The sequence below is a fragment of the Pseudoalteromonas sp. SCSIO_11900 genome (genome assembly GCF_000576475.1).
GTDB lineage: Bacteria > Pseudomonadota > Gammaproteobacteria > Enterobacterales > Alteromonadaceae > Pseudoalteromonas > Pseudoalteromonas tetraodonis.
In genome coordinates this window covers 1,967,722-1,985,612 of sequence record NZ_KK070023.1, presented here as the reverse complement: position 1 = coordinate 1,985,612, position 17,891 = coordinate 1,967,722, and the positions used below count along the sequence as shown (strand labels likewise).

The following is a 17,891-nucleotide window of genomic DNA, read 5'->3' as shown; positions in this document are numbered from 1 at the left end:
TAAACCCCTCAGCGTGTTAAAATAGCCGCTATTAAATTTTAAATTGAGACAAAACCTTGGATTCGAAACAACTACTCGCTTTTGCACTAGACAAAATTGACGATATGAAAGCACGTGATGTGATTCAACTTGACGTAACTGGCAGCTCAGACGTAACCGATTACATGATTGTATGTTCAGGCACATCAAGACGTCATGTATTGTCAATTGCTGATAACTTAGCAAAAGAAGCTCGCCACGCTGGTGAAGAGCCATTAGGGTATGAAGGCCAAAGCGATGGCGAATGGGCACTCGTTGATTTAGGTGATGTGATTGTTCACGTTATGCAAGATCAAGCACGTAGCTATTACGATCTAGAAAAGCTTTGGGGCTAATAGCTCCCTATTTTAGACAACGCTTGGAAGTAACGTCGTGAAAATACAAATGATTGCTGTTGGTACAAAAATGCCAGCATGGGTAGAAACAGGTTTTGCAGAATATCAGCGCCGCTTTCCCAAAGATATGGCACTAGAACTAATCGAAATACCGGCAGGTAAACGTGGCAAAAACGCAGATATAAAGCGTATTTTACACACCGAAGGTGAAAAAACCTTAGCCGCTATACCTAAAGGCAATCGTATTGTCACATTGGAAGTAACCGGTAAAGCACTGGATACTCACCAGCTAGCGAAAAACATGGAAAAGTGGCAACTTGATGGTCGCGATGTCAGTTTACTGATTGGCGGACCAGAAGGCTTAGCTCCCGAGTGTATTGCGGCCTCTGAGCAAAAATGGTCGTTATCAAATTTAACGCTCCCACACCCTTTAGTACGCATTATTGTTGCTGAAAGCCTTTACAGAGGCTGGAGCTTAAATAACAACCACCCTTATCATCGCGAGTAGTTTCTTGCCATGCTAAAACGAAGACCCACTATTCGCGACCACTCAGCAGAAGCTAATTTATTTGCTCGGCGTGCATTCGTGGGTTTTATTTTTATCTTAGCCTTAGTAGCCATATTATTGTCTAACTTGTACACCATTCAAGTTGACGACCACCAAGATTACCAAACTCGCTCTAACGACAACCGCATAAAAGTAATCCCTATTGCACCTAATCGCGGACTTATTTACGACCGCAACGGTGTTTTACTGGCCGAAAATAAGCCCGTTTATAACCTTGAAGTGATCCCTGAAGAAGTTGATGATTTAACCGCCTCTTTGAAGTCTATCAGCAAAATCATTGAAATAACCGAGCAACAACAAGCTGATTTTATTGATGATATAAAACATACTCGACGTTTTAAAAGTCAAGTCCTCAAAGCCCGTTTAAATGAAAACGAAGTTGCGATGTTTTCAGTAAACCAACATAAATTTCCAGGGTTTAGCATTGAAGCGCGCCTAGCGAGATATTATCCCTTTGGCGATACTTTAACCCATGCATTAGGCTACGTTGCAAAGCTCAATAGAAAAGAGCTAAACAAACTTGAGCAACAAGATGAAGCCACAAACTACCGAGCCACGCATGATATTGGCAAGCTGGGTATCGAAAAATATTACGAGCCGTTACTACATGGTCAGGTCGGCTCACAGCGAGTTGAAGTAAACAACCGTGGCCGTATTATTCGCACCTTAAGCATGGATCCACCGCAGCCGGGTGATGACTTAGTACTTACTCTCGACATTGGTTTACAACAAATAGCCCAACATGCACTTAAAGATATGCGCGGCGCTATTGTGGTAATGGATGCAAAAGATGGCGGCGTTTTAGCGCTTTATTCAAACCCTAGTTATGACCCCAACTTATTTGTGCACGGTATTAGCAGTAAAGATTACAAAGCCTTACTCAACCCTGATCGTCCACTGATCAACCGTACCACTCAAGGACGCTATGCACCCGCATCAACTATTAAGCCGCACATGGCTATTTTGGCATTAGAAGAAAACATAGTGCAAGAAACCACCAGCATGTGGGATCCAGGTTTTTTTCAAATACCAAACGTAAAGCATAGATGGCGAGATTGGCGACGTTGGGGCCATGGTCATGTTGATGTTTACAAAGCAATAGAAGAGTCATGCGATACCTACTTTTACGATGCAGCCTATCGAATGGGGATCACCAAAATAAGTAACTTTATGGCTCGCTTTGGCTTTGGTGAATTATCCGGTATTGATATTCATGAAGAAACAACCGCTATTTTACCCTCAAAAGAGTGGAAAGAAGCCCGTTTTAAAGAGTCGTGGTGGCGTGGCGATACTATTTCTGTAGGAATTGGCCAAGGTTATTGGACTGCCACCCCCATTCAAATAGCGAATGCCACTAATATTTTAGTTAACAGAGGGATAAATCACCCTCCTCATTTAGTGCAAGTTGCTAAAAAAGAAGATCAAATTACTCAGCTCAATAATGAAGAAAAGCCACCTGTTGTTCTTAATAACGAAGATAACTGGCGCATTGCTATTGATGCTATGCATAACACGGTTAAAAAAACCACCGGAACTGCCCATCGTGCGTTTAAAGGCGCTACCTACGATCCAGCAGGTAAAACCGGTACTGCCCAAGTGGTAAGTATTGCTCAGGGCGAGCGTTACGACGCCGATGCACTTAAAGAGCGCCAACGTGATAACGCCATTTACGTCGGTTTTGCCCCCTACAACAACCCACAAATAGTAGTCTCTATTGTGGTAGAAAATACCGGTGGGGGAAGCTCAGTAGGTGCGCCGATTGCCCGTCAATTAATGGATTATTATTTTGCAGCTAACCCAATTCAATCCTCAGGGAGTAAAGTACCATGACGGCTTTACATAATAAGCGTTCTATTTGGCTTCGCCTGCATATCGACTTGCCACTTTTAATTGCGTTATTGCTGATGATGGCCGGTAGTATCACCATTGTATACAGCGCCTCAGGGCAAGACTCGGCTATGATGATCCGCCATGTAACCCGCATGGCAGGTGCTATTATTGGAATGTTTTTTTTAGCGCAAATCCCCCCCGCTACGTTAAAACGCTTAGTAATTCCCATGTATTGCCTAGGATTACTCATGCTAGTTGGAGTACTACTATTTGGTGTAAGCTCTAAAGGCGCTCAACGCTGGTTAGATTTAGGCATTACCCGCTTTCAACCCTCAGAGCTGATGAAATTAGCGGTTCCTATGATGGTGGCTTGGTACATTGGTCGTAACCACTTACCACCGCGTCCACTTCATTTAATTATTGGCTTTGCCATTGTTATGTTACCCACCTTACTTATTAAGGAACAGCCCGATTTAGGCACCTCAATTTTGATTGCCAGCTCCGGTGTGTTTGTATTGTTTTTATCTGGCTTGAGCTGGCGTTTAATCGGCTTTTTAAGCTCGGTTGTTGCTTTGGCAGCATGGCCATTTTGGCACTACGGTATGCACGATTATCAAAAGCAAAGGGTACTGACCTTTTTAGACCCTGAGAGCGATCCGCTGGGTTCCGGCTATCATATTATTCAATCAAAAATTGCTATTGGCTCAGGCGGTATCGAAGGTAAAGGCTGGTTGCAAGGCACACAATCACAACTGGAATTTTTACCTGAGCGACATACTGACTTTATTTTTTCAGTACTGAGTGAAGAGTTTGGCTTATTCGGTGTGTGTGTTTTACTTAGTTTATATTTATTTATTATTGGCCGTGGACTCTATATTGCGGTTAACGCACAAGATGCGTTTGGTAAACTATTAGCCGGCTCACTCACGCTCACATTTTTTGTTTATATTTTTGTAAATATTGGCATGGTATCGGGTTTGCTACCTGTTGTAGGTGTACCGTTACCATTAATTAGTTATGGCGGTACCTCAATGGTGACCCTGATGGCTGCATTTGGCATTATTATGTCGATTGCCACAGATAAAAGGATGCTCTTAAAATAATGCGCCTTTACAAACAACTTATAATTATTATTCTCGTTAGCCTCTTTTTAAGTGCATGCAGCAGTTCAAATAGTCGTTACAGCATGCGCCATGATGCGGCGCCGCTTCGTGCACCGACCGAATTAGAAATGCAAGATGCCATTGTTACTCAAGTTATTAAAAGTGCGAGTACCACGCGCCCCTACGAAGTGCTTGGCAAACGCTATACCCCGATGCTCGATGAAACCGGCTATTCAGAAACGGGCATTGCTTCGTGGTATGGCCGTAAATTTCATGGGTATCACACCTCTAATGGCGAAATTTACGACATGTTCGCGATGACCGCAGCTCATAAAACGTTGCCTTTACCTAGTTTTGTGCGGGTAACAAATACGGCTAATGGCAAATCAATTATTGTTCGTGTTAATGACCGTGGCCCCTTTCATGATAATAGAATTATTGACCTTTCTTATGCCGCTGCATACAAACTTGGATACCATAAGTATGGTACAGCAGAGGTTAAGCTAGAAGCCATTACTCTAGCCGATACCCATGCACGAAAAACCTATGTTCAAGTTGCCGCGGGCAGTACCTTAGCCAACATAGAAGCGTTAGCAAGTACACTGCGAGAACAGTATAAGTTACCGACAAATATCGTTGAAAAAGACGCTATTTATAGATTGCACTTAGGGCCAATAAAAGATGCCCAACATGCGCAACAAGTACTAGAAACATTAAAACAAAATCAATTTCAAAACGCGTTCTTGCTTTACACTCAGTAAGCCCTTTAGAATGGGAATACGCATATTTTTAACTTTAACCATTAATGAGTATGATGAAATCTATTAAACATAAAATTCTTACTGGTGTTTGCGGCTTAGTCTGTTCTGCCGCCGTATTTTCAGCCACCGCTCAAATTATTCCAGCGCCTCCTCAAGTTAATGCAAAAGGTTACTTTTTGGTGGACTTCACCACAGGTAAAGTCATTGCACAAGGCGAGGCTGATACCAAACTCGCACCGGCCAGCTTAACTAAAATGATGACCAGTTATGTAATTGGTACCGAAATTAATGCTGGTAATATTGCGCCCACCGATATGGTTACTGTTAGTGAAAAAGCGTGGGCAAAAAACTTCCCTGAATCATCAAAAATGTTTATTGAAGTCGGTAAACAAATTAGTGTCGATGATCTTAACCATGGCATTATTATTCAATCAGGAAATGATGCATGTGTTGCTATGGCAGAGCATATTGCTGGTAGCGAAAGCGCGTTTGCAGATTTAATGAATGCTCACGCCGAAAAAATAGGCATGACTAATACGCATTTTGTTAATAGCCATGGCCTTGATACTGATGCGCATTATACAACGCCACGCGACATGGCAACATTAGGGGCTGCACTTATCAGAGATGTGCCTGATGAATACGCTCTATATAAACAAAAGTCTTTTACCTTCAATGGCATAAAGCAATATAACCGCAACTCTTTGTTGTGGGATGAAAGCCTAGATGTAGATGGTATTAAAACGGGTCACACATCTGATGCCGGTTACAGCTTAGTCACCTCTGCAACAAAAAACGACATGCGTTTAATTGCCGTTGTAATGGGCACCTCAAGTGAGCGCGCGCGTAAAGTAGAAAGCAAAAAACTACTAAACTACGGTTTTCGCTTTTTTGAAACAATTACCCCGTATAAAGCCGGCGACAGCTTTGCTGAGCAACGTGTTTGGATGGGTAATAAAGAGAATGTTTCTTTAGGAATTTTAGAAGATACACCTATTACTATTCCTCGTGGTCAGCATAAAAACCTTAAAGCAAACTTTGAGCTAGACGATACCCTTGAGGCACCTTTAGCCAAAGGCACTAAAGTAGGTACTTTATTTTTACAGCTTGAAGGCGAAGATATTGCACAATATCCGCTAGTTACACTTGAAGAAATACAAGAAGGTAGCTTCTTTAGTAAAATATATGACTACTTACGCTTACAGATTATGTAATTGCGAGTAAAGTAATATGAACGCCTCCACTGTGAGGCGTTTTTTTTTGCTTGAAAAGTGCTAGAATGCGCCCCATATATACCAATCGTATTGAATGACTATCATTGGCTTGGGTCAACAATAGCATCATTTCAAGATTGCCATTAGCCTGTCAGTTTTAAGCTTCGCGTTTTAGCAAAGCCAACACTTTTTGTTTGAGGAGTTCCCGTCGTGGTTGAACCTGTTAAAGACACTAAATTTGATGAGTACTTAGAGTACCCTTGCCCATTTACATTTAAAATTATGGGTCTAGCTAATGTAAACTTAACTGATCAAATTTTAGCTAAATTACAACCTATTGCTCCAGGTGATTATGCGCCAAAAGTAAAACCAAGCAGTAAAGGTAATTACGAGTCTGTAACGCTAGTAGCTACTGTAACAAGCGGCAAACACATTGAAGAAATTTACAACGTGATCAGCAACATCGATGACGTACGCCATATGCTTTAATCCATAGTTGAGATTTGTTGTGAGCGAAAACACCCTAATCGTACGCCAACTGGGTCGTCAGCGTTACATGCCGATTTGGCAAAAAATGCAAGACTTTACCGACACCCGTGATGAAAATACCCCAGATGAAATTTGGCTGGTAGAGCACGAAAGTGTATTTACCCAAGGCCAAGCCGGTAAAGATGAGCACTTGCTCGCCCCAGGTGATATTGAAGTGATTAAAGTGGATCGTGGCGGACAAGTAACTTACCACGGCCCAGGTCAGCAAATGATGTATGTATTATTTAACTTACGTCGTTTAAAGATTGGCGTACGAGAGCTAGTAACATGGCTTGAGGAATGTATTATTGAATCCCTTGCTGAGTACGGTATTGATGCATACGCAAAAGCCGATGCACCCGGTGTTTACGTGAACGACAGCAAAATTGCCTCTTTAGGCCTAAGAGTTCGTCGTGGCTGCTCATTTCATGGCTTAGCATTAAATGTTAACATGGACCTAAGTCCATTTTTACGCATTAACCCTTGTGGTTATGCGGGCATGAATATGGTGCAAACTAAAGAATTAAATGGCCCTCAAAACCTTGAAGCTGCAGGTCAAGGGCTGGTAAAACACATGATCAAAAAGCTTAATGCAACACAGGTTAAGCATACTGAAGGGTTTGAAAACGAATGAATAAACCAGTCAAAATGGAACCAGGTGTAAAACTACGCGACGCAGAAAAAATGGCGTTGATCCCCGTTAAAGTTTTACCAACAGAAAAAACCGAAATGCTCCGTAAGCCAGAGTGGCTTAAAATCCGCTTACCTAAGTCAACCGAGCGGATTGACGGCATAAAACAAGCAATGCGTAAGCATGGCCTTCACTCTGTATGTGAAGAAGCCTCGTGCCCTAACTTATCAGAATGTTTTAACCACGGTACGGCGACCTTTATGATTTTAGGGGCTATTTGTACACGTCGTTGCCCATTCTGTGATGTAGCACATGGCCGTCCATTAAAGCCCGATGCAGCAGAGCCTGAAAAGCTTGCACTGACCATTAAAGACATGAAGCTAAGCTACGTAGTGATCACTTCGGTAGACCGTGATGATTTACGTGACGGTGGCGCTCAGCACTTTGCCGATTGTATCCGTGAAATTCGCAAGCACAATCCAGAAATCACCATTGAGATATTAGTCCCTGATTTTCGTGGTCGTATGGACAGAGCGTTGGAAATATTAATTGAAACGCCGCCAGATGTATTTAACCACAATCTAGAAACAGCACCACGTTTGTACAAATTGGCGCGTCCAGGTGCTGATTACAAGTGGTCACTTGAATTATTACGCCGCTTTAAAGAAGCACACCCTGAGGTTAAAACTAAATCGGGGTTAATGGTTGGTTTAGGTGAAGAAATTAGCGAAATTGAAGAAGTACTGCGTGATTTACGTGAGCATAACGTTGATATGCTAACCGTAGGCCAATACCTACAACCTTCTAAGCATCACTTACCAGTAAAACGCTACGTGCCGCCTGCTGAGTTTGATGCACTAAAAGAGTATGCTGATGAAATTGGCTTTACACACGCGGCTTCTGGCCCGTTTGTACGCTCAAGCTATCACGCAGATCAACAAGCAGCGGGTAAAGAAGTAAAATAAGCCTGCTGATAAACAAAAAGCTGCCAACGAGCAGCTTTTTTTGTTTTTGGGCGTTATTTTCAGCAAATGTAAAATAAAGTTAGGCTAAAGCGGGGTTACTTGAGATAATTACCGCTGATACCCTTAATTAGGTTCATTATGAAACTATTAGTTCGCAACTTATCTCGTGCTACCACTGAGCATGAGCTTCGTACTTTATTTACAGCGCACGGTAAAGTGACCACCTGTAACTTAGTACTCGATAAAGAAACTGGCCAATCAAAAGGTTTTGCTTTTGTAGAAATGCCAAACGACATTGAAGTTAAAGGCGCAATTAAAGCCCTTAATCAAACAACCGTTGATAAAAGCAAAATCCGCGTAAAACTAGCCGATGCTTAATAACGATTGAGGGGTTAGAAGTTTATACGTATTTTTAGCGTTTAACCTCGCTTTATATTGCTCAAAGCTTAACTTTAGCACTTTGAGCAATATAACCGATTGGGCTTATATCTTAGTTAACATCGCCTTTAATACCTGCTGCTTACTTACTATATCCCTGTACAACGCAAATTGATTTTTTGCGCGATCTAAATTGTGTCTCTCATGTTTAACACTAAAGTAATTATCGCCGTCTATATAGTCGGTTAAAAAGCGTAAGCCAATCATAAAAGGCATCACTTTAGCACCTAACCAAAAGCTTTGTTTTTCCGCGGCCGTTAATATTGATTTTAATGGTTCAACATAACCTTTAACAATGGCTGCAAAAATGTCTTCACGAACACCTACTTTATCAAGCGCTGTTGAGTCTTCTTGCTCTGCAGAGCAAAATGTTCTGACCATATCGCCAAAGTCATTAAGCCAATAACCTGGCATACAGGTGTCTAAATCAATCACCGCTTTTGCATCATTTGAATCTGAACAAAATAGCATGTTGTTTATTTTAGTATCGTTATGACACACGCGAATAGGTACTTTTCCTTCAAGGCTATTGAGCTCATCAATGAGTGAGAACTGCGACAAGCAAAAATCAACCTCCTCCTGACAATGAGCTACACGTTTATGAGGATCGGTGTTAATAACTTGCTTAAAAACCTCTGCACGCATGGCTAAATTATGAAAGTTAGGGATAACCGCATGTAATTTGTTAGCGTCAAAGTCCTCTAATGCTGCAGCAAATTGGCCAAAGGCATTAGCCGCGGTTTGCGCTTGGCTAACAGTATTAACCACATCTTCGCTGTAACTGCCACCAATAAACTCAAGGGCTCGCCAAGTATTGTCATTATTATTTACTAAATAGTCATGCTGAGTTGTCGCTACATGCCGCACAATTGCTAAGTTGAACTCACCTACTTGCTGCTTTTTGCTTAAGTGTTGTTCTATTAATCTTGCATTATCAACAAGTAACTGTGGTTTTGGAAACACCACCGTATTAAGCTTTTGTACAACCAATGACCGCTTAGGTGTACTCAATAACATGGTAGTATTGATATGACCACTACCGATGGGTTTTATACTCGCATGCTTATCGTCAAGGCCAAAATTCTCAGATAAGTAAACTTCTATAGGAATTGAATTCATTTTCTACTTCATCCTTTTCGCCCAAGGCGACAATAATTCAATAGCTACGCTTGACGCAATGCGCACAAAGTAGCCGCAATACTTGTCAGTTCTGATTTATAGGTAACCCCAAACCAAGGCTCTTTTGCCCGCCCGCAAGCACAATCAAACTCAGTTTATGTTTTTTCATCTTGAGTCTGCGCATTTAAGAGGGTAATTTACCAAGCCAAGTTTGTAACCAAGGCTCGGCGACAGGCCAAGGCTCAAAGTCTTCACAGGCATCGATTTCGAGTCGGTTACCAACAGGTTTAGCTTGTAAGTCACGTAATAGTTCATCAAAGCTGCGCCCTGCTGCGCAAAACGTATCACCGTAGCTTCTGTCACCCATGGCTACAATGCCAAAAGGCTTGCCTGTTAGCATTGGAAAAGTACTATTTAATTGATGATAAAGATCGGCTAAATTATCAGGAATATCGCCTTGCCCAGTGGTCGAGGTAATAATTAAAATATGCGAAGCATTTTTTATATCATCTAAAGTAGGCTGCTCGAAGACACTAACCTGATGGCCAGCTTGATCTAGCGTGTCGCTAACTTGCTCACTTAATCGCTCTGCACCGCCATACACGCTGCCAACAAAAATACTAATATGTGCCATTTAATAATCCTCTTCTTGTTCTGGCCAACCCAGCTGTTTGCAAATGTTTAACATTGCGTCACCCAGCGGCGCTTTAATTGTTATGGGTTTATTACTATAAGGGTGCACAAAGCTAAGCTCTGATGCAAACAACATTAGACGGCGAAGCGAAAAATGCTCCCTAAAAAACTGATTATGCTGGTTATCGCCATGATTTACATCACCAATAATAGGCAAAGACAAGTGCTTTAAATGCCGACGTATTTGATGTTTGCGACCCGTTTTAGGAAAACACTCTACCAAAGAATAACGAACCGTTGGGTATTTTCCTATTGGGATAGGCAGCGCAGCTTGATGCAAACAATTAAATTGGGTTTGTGCTTCTTGCGCGGCTTTGTCTTGATCAGCAAACTTATCGGCTATTTTGTCGAGTTCTTCTTTTAACGGTTTATCTAAAAAAACAGATTCAGGCGCAAACCCGCGTACCAACGCTAAATAACGTTTTGTTATTGTGCCCTCAATAAATAATTGATTCATATCACGCGCCGCCTCTGAGCTTAATGCAAACAGTAATACACCCGAAGTAGGCCTATCAAGACGGTGAACCGGAAACACATGTTGCCCTATTTGATCGCGCAGCATTTGCATTGCAAATTGAGTTTCATGTTTATCTAAAAATGAGCGATGAACAAGTAACCCAGAGGGTTTATCTATTGCTACATAATTTTCATCTTGATAAAGAATCGACAGTTCGCCGTATTCAATAGGCTCTAGGCGCTCACTCATCTGACTCTCCTAGCAATGAGTCTAATTGGGTCAGTAAAGCGATAATGTCTTCGCTGCCTGATTTATCAGTGAGTGTCATTTGCGCCATCGGGGCGACTGCAAAATTGCGCGGTAACGGCTGCTTGTTGTCAATTAGCCGCTGTAACTTTTCAATAAATACAAACTGCAACCATTGTTCAAATGCCAGTGTATCGTGACAAAACGGTACGCTAGAATCTAATAAATCGGGATTCAGCGGCTCAACCTGCCACAGTTGATGCTTTTTAAGTAGCGCTGCTAATTGCTGTAAATATATGTGGGTTTGCTGGTACATAATCACCCTTTGGTTTGTGTATTATGCAATTATACCCTGTTCCCACAACAGTCGCTATGGCGTATAATTAAGGTAATTTTGTAGTAAAAACAGTTGGAAATCCATGAGTGAACATATAGCTACGTTAGGCCAGCTTTTAGATGGTGCAGGCACTCAATGGCGTGCTTTTGATATTGGCAGGCACATTACCAAGCTTGATAAACAACAATTTTTAGCCGTTGAACAAGCGCAAATTCCTTACCCTTACCCATTAGCAGGTCATGCATGGTTAGCTATTCAGTTTTGGGATAGCAAAGCCAGTAAAGAACCTTATGTGTGGTTTTTAAAATTCCCACTTGATGAGCAAAGTAAGTTAGTAAGCGCGAGCCGTGATCACTTTGCAGATATGGTTATTCAGGCACTAGGAACAGAAATTACCGGCGAGCAAGCCGATGGCACACTCGATAACAACCCTTATGTATTTACTCCGAACGCAAATAAATTAGCGGCGTTTAATGCACAAGTTAAAGTTTTACTAAAGCAACCAGCGTCGCAATACTACGAGCACACCCAACTCTACTTTAGTGGCCAAATTGGCTTTGATAATTGGCAAAATGTCGCGTTACAAGGCATTGCCGATTTTGCTTATCGTCTTCATAGTGCTGATAACTTAAAGCACTTACAAGCAGCGTGGCCTAAATTACCAGTTGAAGTATTACAGCCATTAAGTGCAATGCTTGAACATATCGAAATACCGCCCTCGTTAAGTGAGTTATTGTTAAGTTATGGGCAAACCGCCCTTAGTAATAATGATGTTGTTGCGGCCTCTGCCGCGCTGCGTGCAATATCATCAGGGCAAGCTACTGGGCTGAGTGCACAGCTTGTTGATTGCGCGCTTAACTCACCTTTAGGGCAGGATTCTGATATTTTGTTGACCATTGCTGGTCGCTGCTTTAAACAGTTAGAACAGCCACAGCGTTTACATGTTTTTATGGATAAATGCGCGCATCATGAGGAAATAGCTGAATTATTTCCTAGCGTTTTTGCAGATTTAGTTGCAATTGCGACTATTCGCCCTCACTTATTAGCTTTATTACGTGAAGAAAACAGAAGCGAGACATTAGCTCGCGCAATTGGAAGGTTATTCTCTTAAATGGCTAGTTTATGGACGTTCATACTTATTGGTGCTGTAATTTATTTTTTTTGGCTAAATCGTAAAATAGCCGAAGCAGCGAACGTTCATGCCAAACGCCAAAGCGAGCAATTGCAAGTGCAACTTATGAGTGTAGCTTGCAACAAGCGTCGATTTGGCATTTTAAAAAGTGGTAAACCGGGCATGAAAAGCGAATTTATTTTTGAGTTTTCAAGTGACGGTGAAAACGCCTACCAAGGGGTATTAATCATGGAAGATGAAAAACTAAAAAGTGTGGTTGTGCCACCACATAGAATATAATTTCTTAGCACAAAAAACTAAGGCGTAACCTCAGTTACGCCCCAATTGCCAACATCCTGTAAGGTATCCTTTACCTGTTCCCTGTTTATCATCCTCTGAACGAGCAAACTAACGTGTTTACTCTCCATTGCATCCTTCAATATCCACTTGCCGCCTTGGCCGTCCTGCGTAAACTAACGCTCCTGCAATATCCTATCGCATCATCCTTGGTGTCCTTTAAATAGCTCCCAGCTATTTTAGTCCTCAGTGTACTTCCTGTTTCATCCCTGCATCCGTGTTAACTTGTCCTTTGTGCTTCATGCTAGTAACTACTTATTCCTTATCCGTGGCAGTAGCTCAATCATTGGGCTATGTCGTCTTGACAAAGTAAAGTTTAAAGCAAACGGCTTGGTATCATAGTAGGAAAAAGAAAATAAATTTGCCGTCATAAAATTGAAAAGTGAAATATTAATAAATAACAGTGAGTTAAAAATAAAAGACGGATAAAAACATTGATTAAAGTGACAAGGCGCACGCTAATGTAAGATATATCTCACGCCGGTACGCCCTATTTGGAATGTTTGTTTACACATGAGATATCTATCACTCGATAGGTAAAAGCTAGAATTTACCCATTGCTTACTTTTAAATTCCATTGGCTCATACTAAAAAGCTACAAGTTTAGTTTCGGTAAGACTAGTTGAATCATTTTCCTGTGTGAGGTTGGCCTTAATTCTTCTAAATCTCTAACAAAACTGTAATTCCCTTTATCTTTAAAACACACGAACCAAACAATATATCAGGCAGTAACTGTTCTTTATCAACAATGTTAACTTGGGAGCTAGATTTATAAAAAATGATTACATCTTCACAAAACCAATATAGTTTCTCATGCTTCCAAACATATCTGAAAAACTTTGATTAGTTAGCGGCAAAACAAATGCCGATAATATTTAATTAAAAGTTATCCATATCGGAGCTGTGGTTGTTTTTGAGAAGCTTGAGAGTTTTCTTTCGAAGCAGATTTATACTTTGTTAGCTGAATGTTTTTCTTCCATGTAGGCCAACTATCAACGACTTGTTTTGCTCTTATTATATTTTTATCTGTGCTAGTCATTTGTATTTTCCTTTGCTGATTTTTTAATTTCATCAAGCTGCTCTATTAACATAACCTCTGCATCCAAATAAGACAAGGGAGTCATAGGAACTCGCAATTCAGACTCTCTTCGATTCCACTCTTTTAACCGACCATTTTCTTTACGTTTTAACTTTCTACCACTGCTTAAATTCATTGAAAATAAATCAACGAATCTTCTTGGTCCTATACCGACAAATGGTTCAAACAGAACTTTTTCAGATTCACTTGGACAACCTTCAGCGTTGATTGAATCATTGTGTAGTATAGTGGCAAAACTCTTTGGGTAAGGTTCTATGTATAAAACTCTTTTCACTCCAGAAGCAACAATGTGTTTAGCACAGTTATGACAAGGATAGGTTGTTGTATATAAATTAGTACCTCTAGTCGAAATTCCATTTCTTGCTGAAGATAAAAGAGCCTCCATCTCAGCATGAACAGCTCGTCCATACTCAGTAATGTCTAATAATCCTGTATCTTTAAGCTTCTTTTTACCTTCCTTTAATAACTCATCGTCGGTGGTCTCTTCTGAATTACTAAATTTCTTCATAATATTTAATATTATTTTATTTTTTTGCTCTTCGTTAGAATCTTTACCTAATTTATAATCTCTTTTATCTTCACCCTCAACAGGCCAGTAAAGGCCACCACCTGATTTGGGCACGTCATTAGCCCCTGTAGCTAGGATATCTGACTCTTGATTAGTTAAAACAGCTCCTACTTGTCTAGATAAATCGGCAGAGCGAAGAGATGCTGCATATGCCATAAACATCGCGTATTCATCAGCTGTTGGCGGGACAACTGGTTTGGAATATAACAAGTCGAGTGTTCTGCCTATTTGTGTGGATAATGAGTCTGCATCATCCGACGTCACAAATGCATCAGCTATTTGAAACACATCCCTTGTACTTTGACCAAACGAGTCAGACTCTTTATCGTCCCTTTCAATTAACCTTTCAAGCTCTTCTTCAGGAACTCCTTTTTCATCTTTTAAGTAGCGTTTCCGACTTTCTATACTTGAGGATATACCTAATAGGATAAAACCAGGCCCATAGACTTGCCTCAAAGTTTCAACTTCATCAGGGTGCTTAAGTGACCTAATAATATGAACATGTCTGGATAAAGGTTCAGGTGTATCACCCAAACGCTTTTTATTGATTTCATTTATTGCTAACAGCGCAAATAAATCTCCACGCTCACTAGATTGTCTTAGTATATTACCTATATTCATAGCAGTGTCTAGGCGACTTTGCTCAGTATAAGGACCTGTGGCAGTCCCTTGAAACTCTTTTGCAACTTGAGAAAGGTGAATATAATTAACTTCATATCTAAATTGATTGAAATATGAAACGAAGCGATTATGCACATCATCTAAATTAACACCTACAGGTGCAACTAACCCGATAACTATTTCACAATTGTTTGAAAAATTCTCAATTTGCATCTTATATCCTTATTATTTTAACGACGCTAAAACTTGGCGGAAGCTGCCTAAATCAGCTTCCGCCAAGTTTACGATGCTCTGGCATACTAACTCTTCCAGCTCAAGCAAGTTTTCTAATTCAGCTAGCGATATTAATTTTTATGATAATATAACCTAATTTGAGAGCATCAACCATAATGAAGTTACTAGTAACATTTTTCACTTCGAATGAAAGAGCTTTTAAACCAGCTCCTATAGGAGCCAATAAACTTATCCCCTACTGAATGAGATTCTCATTTCGACTGGTTAAAAACACAGGAATGATATCTACATTCCAATCCCTATTCAGGTATCGCGGTTTTAAATAGCAATTCACCTTTAACTCGGTTAAATGTGAGCTGCTTAAAGTGCTCAAAGCCTTGTGATTTAAAAAATTGCGTATGTTCGTCACGAGTCACAAATACCGCTATACCAGAGGACTCAGGATTATTATGTAATAAACCATCTAAGCCTTTAAGTAATTGGCGGCCAAACCCTTGACCATGAAAATGTGGGTCAACGGCTATAAACGCTAAAAAGTAGTAATTGCCTTGCGGCTTTAGTGCATCACGAATAGTTTTTTCTTTTTCAATTAATTGATTCGTTTGCAAATAACCGGCACTTAACATCAACTTTAATCGCCAATGCCAATAACGCTCTGCTTGAAGTTGGCTACTTGACTCAAATACACAAGCAACTGCTTTTAACTTATCGTTACGGTAAAGGCCAATTAAAGGCTGTTTTTCTTGCCAAAAGCTACTGAGCTCTTCGCGAATGAGCGCACGGAGTTTTTTTTCATAGTCCAGAGGGCTTTTTTCGTTATACCCTAGCAAAGTTTGTAAAATAGGGTCATTTTGGTAGGCCTGATATATAAGGCTTGCAGCGGTACTGATATCTTCTGGTGCAATATGTTGCACGCTAAACGTGTCTGTGGATTCTGCTGTGGCTGTCATTTTATTTCCTTTATTATTTTATACCTTTGTCATTACGCCGCGTAACTTGTTTGGGATTAATTTTGAACTACAACGATGACCAAATGCTCATATAACTATAGACCTAAGTGGGACAAATAAGCGAATTTACATTTTAGTTAGTACGCTCATCCACTGCATTGAGTCAGATCATGCTTTAGCGACTTACTACTGAGTAAATAAAGCGTAAATTCAGTAAGGGTTAAACTGGCTAGATATATCATTCCCCTCTAGAGTTAATAAGTATTAAGTATTAATTCATTAAGGAGCACGATTATGGATACGACTAAGCACGACATAAATACATTGTTCGCACAATTAGGGTTACCTAATACAGAAGCAGAAATAGATGCATTTATAGCATCGCATGCCATTTCGGATACCACATTATTGCAAGATGCTCCCTTTTGGGATGAAGCCCAACAACACTTTATTGCTGAATCGCTGGCGGTTGATGGCGATTGGAGTGAGGTAATTGACGAACTCGACTCTCGCCTTCGTCAAAATAATTAAATCGCACATTTTAATGTGTCTGAGCCACTTTATTGTTACCATACCTGCTCGCAACTTCCATGTTGCGAGCTTACTTTATTAAAGAGTTATAAATCGAATGAATGCTGCTGTATTTGAAGCTATTAAAGTCCTTCTTGATGAAGGCAAAGTCCCCACTGTTGCACTAACTAAAAGCCGTTTAGTAAAACCACTTCCTATGCCGGTTATTATTGCGGCAGTGAGTCAATATAAAAATAATCCCGATTCAATTTATAATTTAATGAAAACACCCGAGCAAACAAGTAACTCAGATCCTAAAAACACTCAGTTAGATAGAATTGAGCAAAAACTTGATCGATTACTTGCTTTGCTAGAGCAAAAATAATTTGAGACTATAAATGTTTGTTGTTGATTTAACATTTGATTGCTACCAAGACACAACCCTAGAGCAAGCCGAGCAGGCAATAAACCGCTTAGTGAATGCATTACGCTTTAATGGCCAAATCATTGGAGAGGAATTTCCAACGGTGTTAAAAGATGGCTATTTTATTACTCGTGTAATGTGCCCGACCGAAGACGCCATGCACCCACTTAATAACAGTGCGTTTGTTAAACACAGTGTTGAAAAGCTTCATGGCGCTGGTTTGCTTGCTCCCAAAGTAAAGGTCATCGGCCAAGATATTCACTCCAATGGTGCCGATGGCTGTAAAGAGCCATCAAGCTATATTTTATATACCACCTATGTGCATACATGTAGCCCACTGTATTGTGGCGATGACTTTTTACCCGTGCCACTATTTAATATTCCTGCGATTGCTAATGGTGACTATAAAACACTAATTAAATGGCAAGAAGATTGGCAAGCGTGCGATCAAATTCAAATTAATGGTGCAACACGCTGTGAATTTCCAGCGCTTGAAGAAATAGCCAGCACCCAAAGTGATTTATACCGCCGTGGTAAAGATATAACTAAACGGATTAGTTTTTTAACTAAAAAGCCTGTTTACTATTATTTATACCGTGTAGGGGGGGGTGATAAAGCCTCTGAACTTGAGCGTAAGTGCCCGAGTTGCCATGGTGAATGGAAATTACCCGAGCCTTGGTTTGGCTTGTTTGATTTTAGGTGTGAACCGTGTGGTATAGTCTCTAATATTTCGTGGGATTTTCAATAAATCCC

22 protein-coding genes are annotated in these 17,891 nt (G+C 40.6%); 15 read left to right on the top strand and 7 right to left on the bottom strand.

Going from position 1 to position 17,891, the window contains the following annotated elements; genetic code table 11:
• Window positions 1-56: 56 nt before the first annotated feature.
• The 10 genes from rsfS to BG00_RS09145 all read left to right on the top strand — a co-directional run bounded on the left by rsfS (window position 57) and on the right by BG00_RS09145 (window position 8,352).
• On the top strand, window positions 57-374 hold the full coding sequence (gene rsfS, locus BG00_RS09190) for a ribosome silencing factor (protein WP_013465348.1): 318 nt from the start codon (window positions 57-59) through the stop codon (window positions 372-374).
• A gap of 37 nt (window positions 375-411) precedes the next feature.
• Complete coding sequence (gene rlmH / locus BG00_RS09185; protein ID WP_008109455.1) at window positions 412-882, top strand: 23S rRNA (pseudouridine(1915)-N(3))-methyltransferase RlmH; 471 nt, start codon at window positions 412-414, stop codon at window positions 880-882.
• A gap of 9 nt (window positions 883-891) precedes the next feature.
• Window positions 892-2,772 carry a penicillin-binding protein 2 gene (mrdA, locus tag BG00_RS09180; RefSeq protein WP_036982049.1) on the top strand — a complete coding sequence of 627 codons (1,881 nt, stop codon included), beginning with the start codon at window positions 892-894 and terminating at the stop codon, window positions 2,770-2,772.
• Complete coding sequence (rodA, locus tag BG00_RS09175; protein WP_036982047.1) at window positions 2,769-3,875, top strand: rod shape-determining protein RodA; 1,107 nt, start codon at window positions 2,769-2,771, stop codon at window positions 3,873-3,875. The genes mrdA and rodA overlap by 4 nt, the downstream gene beginning before the upstream one ends.
• On the top strand, window positions 3,875-4,636 hold the full coding sequence (locus BG00_RS09170) for a septal ring lytic transglycosylase RlpA family protein (RefSeq protein ID WP_028834084.1): 762 nt from the start codon (window positions 3,875-3,877) through the stop codon (window positions 4,634-4,636). The genes rodA and BG00_RS09170 overlap by 1 nt, the downstream gene beginning before the upstream one ends.
• A gap of 53 nt (window positions 4,637-4,689) precedes the next feature.
• Window positions 4,690-5,850: a serine hydrolase gene (locus BG00_RS09165; protein ID WP_036983423.1), complete on the top strand. Its 1,161-nt coding sequence runs from the start codon at window positions 4,690-4,692 to the stop codon at window positions 5,848-5,850.
• 210 nt (window positions 5,851-6,060) lie between these two features.
• On the top strand, window positions 6,061-6,339 hold the full coding sequence (ybeD, locus tag BG00_RS09160; RefSeq protein ID WP_016898950.1) for a DUF493 family protein YbeD: 279 nt from the start codon (window positions 6,061-6,063) through the stop codon (window positions 6,337-6,339).
• Window positions 6,340-6,358: 19 nt separating this feature from the next.
• Complete coding sequence (lipB, locus tag BG00_RS09155; RefSeq protein WP_016898951.1) at window positions 6,359-7,012, top strand: lipoyl(octanoyl) transferase LipB; 654 nt, start codon at window positions 6,359-6,361, stop codon at window positions 7,010-7,012.
• Window positions 7,009-7,974, top strand: coding sequence for a lipoyl synthase (gene lipA, locus BG00_RS09150; RefSeq protein WP_013465357.1), 966 nt, complete (start codon window positions 7,009-7,011; stop codon window positions 7,972-7,974). The genes lipB and lipA overlap by 4 nt, the downstream gene beginning before the upstream one ends.
• Before the next feature lie 138 nt (window positions 7,975-8,112).
• The gene (locus BG00_RS09145; protein ID WP_008109433.1) at window positions 8,113-8,352 is read left to right on the top strand and encodes an RNA recognition motif domain-containing protein; all 240 of its coding nucleotides are present in this window, start codon (window positions 8,113-8,115) and stop codon (window positions 8,350-8,352) included.
• Between the two features lie 105 nt (window positions 8,353-8,457).
• Here the strand turns inward: BG00_RS09145 and BG00_RS09140 are convergent, their stop codons facing one another.
• The 4 genes from BG00_RS09140 to BG00_RS09125 form a co-directional block, all read right to left on the bottom strand.
• Window positions 8,458-9,531 (bottom strand): phosphotransferase enzyme family protein, encoded by a 1,074-nt coding sequence (locus BG00_RS09140; RefSeq protein WP_036982045.1) that lies wholly within the window; start codon window positions 9,529-9,531, stop codon window positions 8,458-8,460.
• Window positions 9,532-9,715: 184 nt separating this feature from the next.
• Entirely contained in the window at window positions 9,716-10,165 is a 450-nt protein-coding gene (locus tag BG00_RS09135; RefSeq protein ID WP_036982043.1) for a flavodoxin, read from the bottom strand.
• Window positions 10,166-10,930, bottom strand: a complete 765-nt coding sequence (gene truC / locus BG00_RS09130; RefSeq protein WP_036982041.1) for a tRNA pseudouridine(65) synthase TruC — start codon at window positions 10,928-10,930, stop codon at window positions 10,166-10,168.
• Window positions 10,923-11,243, bottom strand: a complete 321-nt coding sequence (locus BG00_RS09125) for a YqcC family protein (RefSeq protein ID WP_036982034.1) — start codon at window positions 11,241-11,243, stop codon at window positions 10,923-10,925. The genes truC and BG00_RS09125 overlap by 8 nt, the downstream gene beginning before the upstream one ends.
• A 103-nt stretch (window positions 11,244-11,346) precedes the next feature.
• On the opposite strand from BG00_RS09125, the gene BG00_RS09120 reads away from it, so the two are divergent.
• Both BG00_RS09120 and BG00_RS09115 read left to right on the top strand, forming a co-directional pair.
• On the top strand, window positions 11,347-12,375 hold the full coding sequence (locus tag BG00_RS09120; protein WP_036982032.1) for a DUF3549 family protein: 1,029 nt from the start codon (window positions 11,347-11,349) through the stop codon (window positions 12,373-12,375).
• Complete coding sequence (locus BG00_RS09115; protein WP_013465365.1) at window positions 12,376-12,675, top strand: DUF3301 domain-containing protein; 300 nt, start codon at window positions 12,376-12,378, stop codon at window positions 12,673-12,675. It abuts the gene before it with no gap.
• Between the two features lie 943 nt (window positions 12,676-13,618).
• Here the strand turns inward: BG00_RS09115 and BG00_RS17770 are convergent.
• From BG00_RS17770 to BG00_RS09105, 3 genes are all read right to left on the bottom strand, one after another.
• Window positions 13,619-13,771: a hypothetical protein gene (locus tag BG00_RS17770; protein ID WP_190276262.1), complete on the bottom strand. Its 153-nt coding sequence runs from the start codon at window positions 13,769-13,771 to the stop codon at window positions 13,619-13,621.
• The gene (locus tag BG00_RS09110) at window positions 13,764-15,233 is read right to left on the bottom strand and encodes an anti-phage dCTP deaminase (protein ID WP_036982029.1); all 1,470 of its coding nucleotides are present in this window, start codon (window positions 15,231-15,233) and stop codon (window positions 13,764-13,766) included. The genes BG00_RS17770 and BG00_RS09110 overlap by 8 nt, the downstream gene beginning before the upstream one ends.
• A gap of 320 nt (window positions 15,234-15,553) precedes the next feature.
• Window positions 15,554-16,204, bottom strand: a complete 651-nt coding sequence (locus tag BG00_RS09105; protein ID WP_036982028.1) for a GNAT family N-acetyltransferase — start codon at window positions 16,202-16,204, stop codon at window positions 15,554-15,556.
• 294 nt (window positions 16,205-16,498) lie between these two features.
• On the opposite strand from BG00_RS09105, the gene BG00_RS09100 reads away from it, so the two are divergent.
• From BG00_RS09100 to BG00_RS09090, 3 genes are all read left to right on the top strand, one after another.
• A complete protein-coding gene (locus BG00_RS09100) occupies window positions 16,499-16,735 on the top strand; it encodes a DUF2789 domain-containing protein (protein WP_013465367.1) in 237 nt (78 codons plus the stop codon).
• Between the two features lie 97 nt (window positions 16,736-16,832).
• Window positions 16,833-17,099: a hypothetical protein gene (locus tag BG00_RS09095; RefSeq protein WP_036982027.1), complete on the top strand. Its 267-nt coding sequence runs from the start codon at window positions 16,833-16,835 to the stop codon at window positions 17,097-17,099.
• 13 nt (window positions 17,100-17,112) lie between these two features.
• Complete coding sequence (locus tag BG00_RS09090) at window positions 17,113-17,886, top strand: Zn-ribbon-containing protein (protein WP_036982026.1); 774 nt, start codon at window positions 17,113-17,115, stop codon at window positions 17,884-17,886.
• Window positions 17,887-17,891 lie beyond the last annotated feature (5 nt).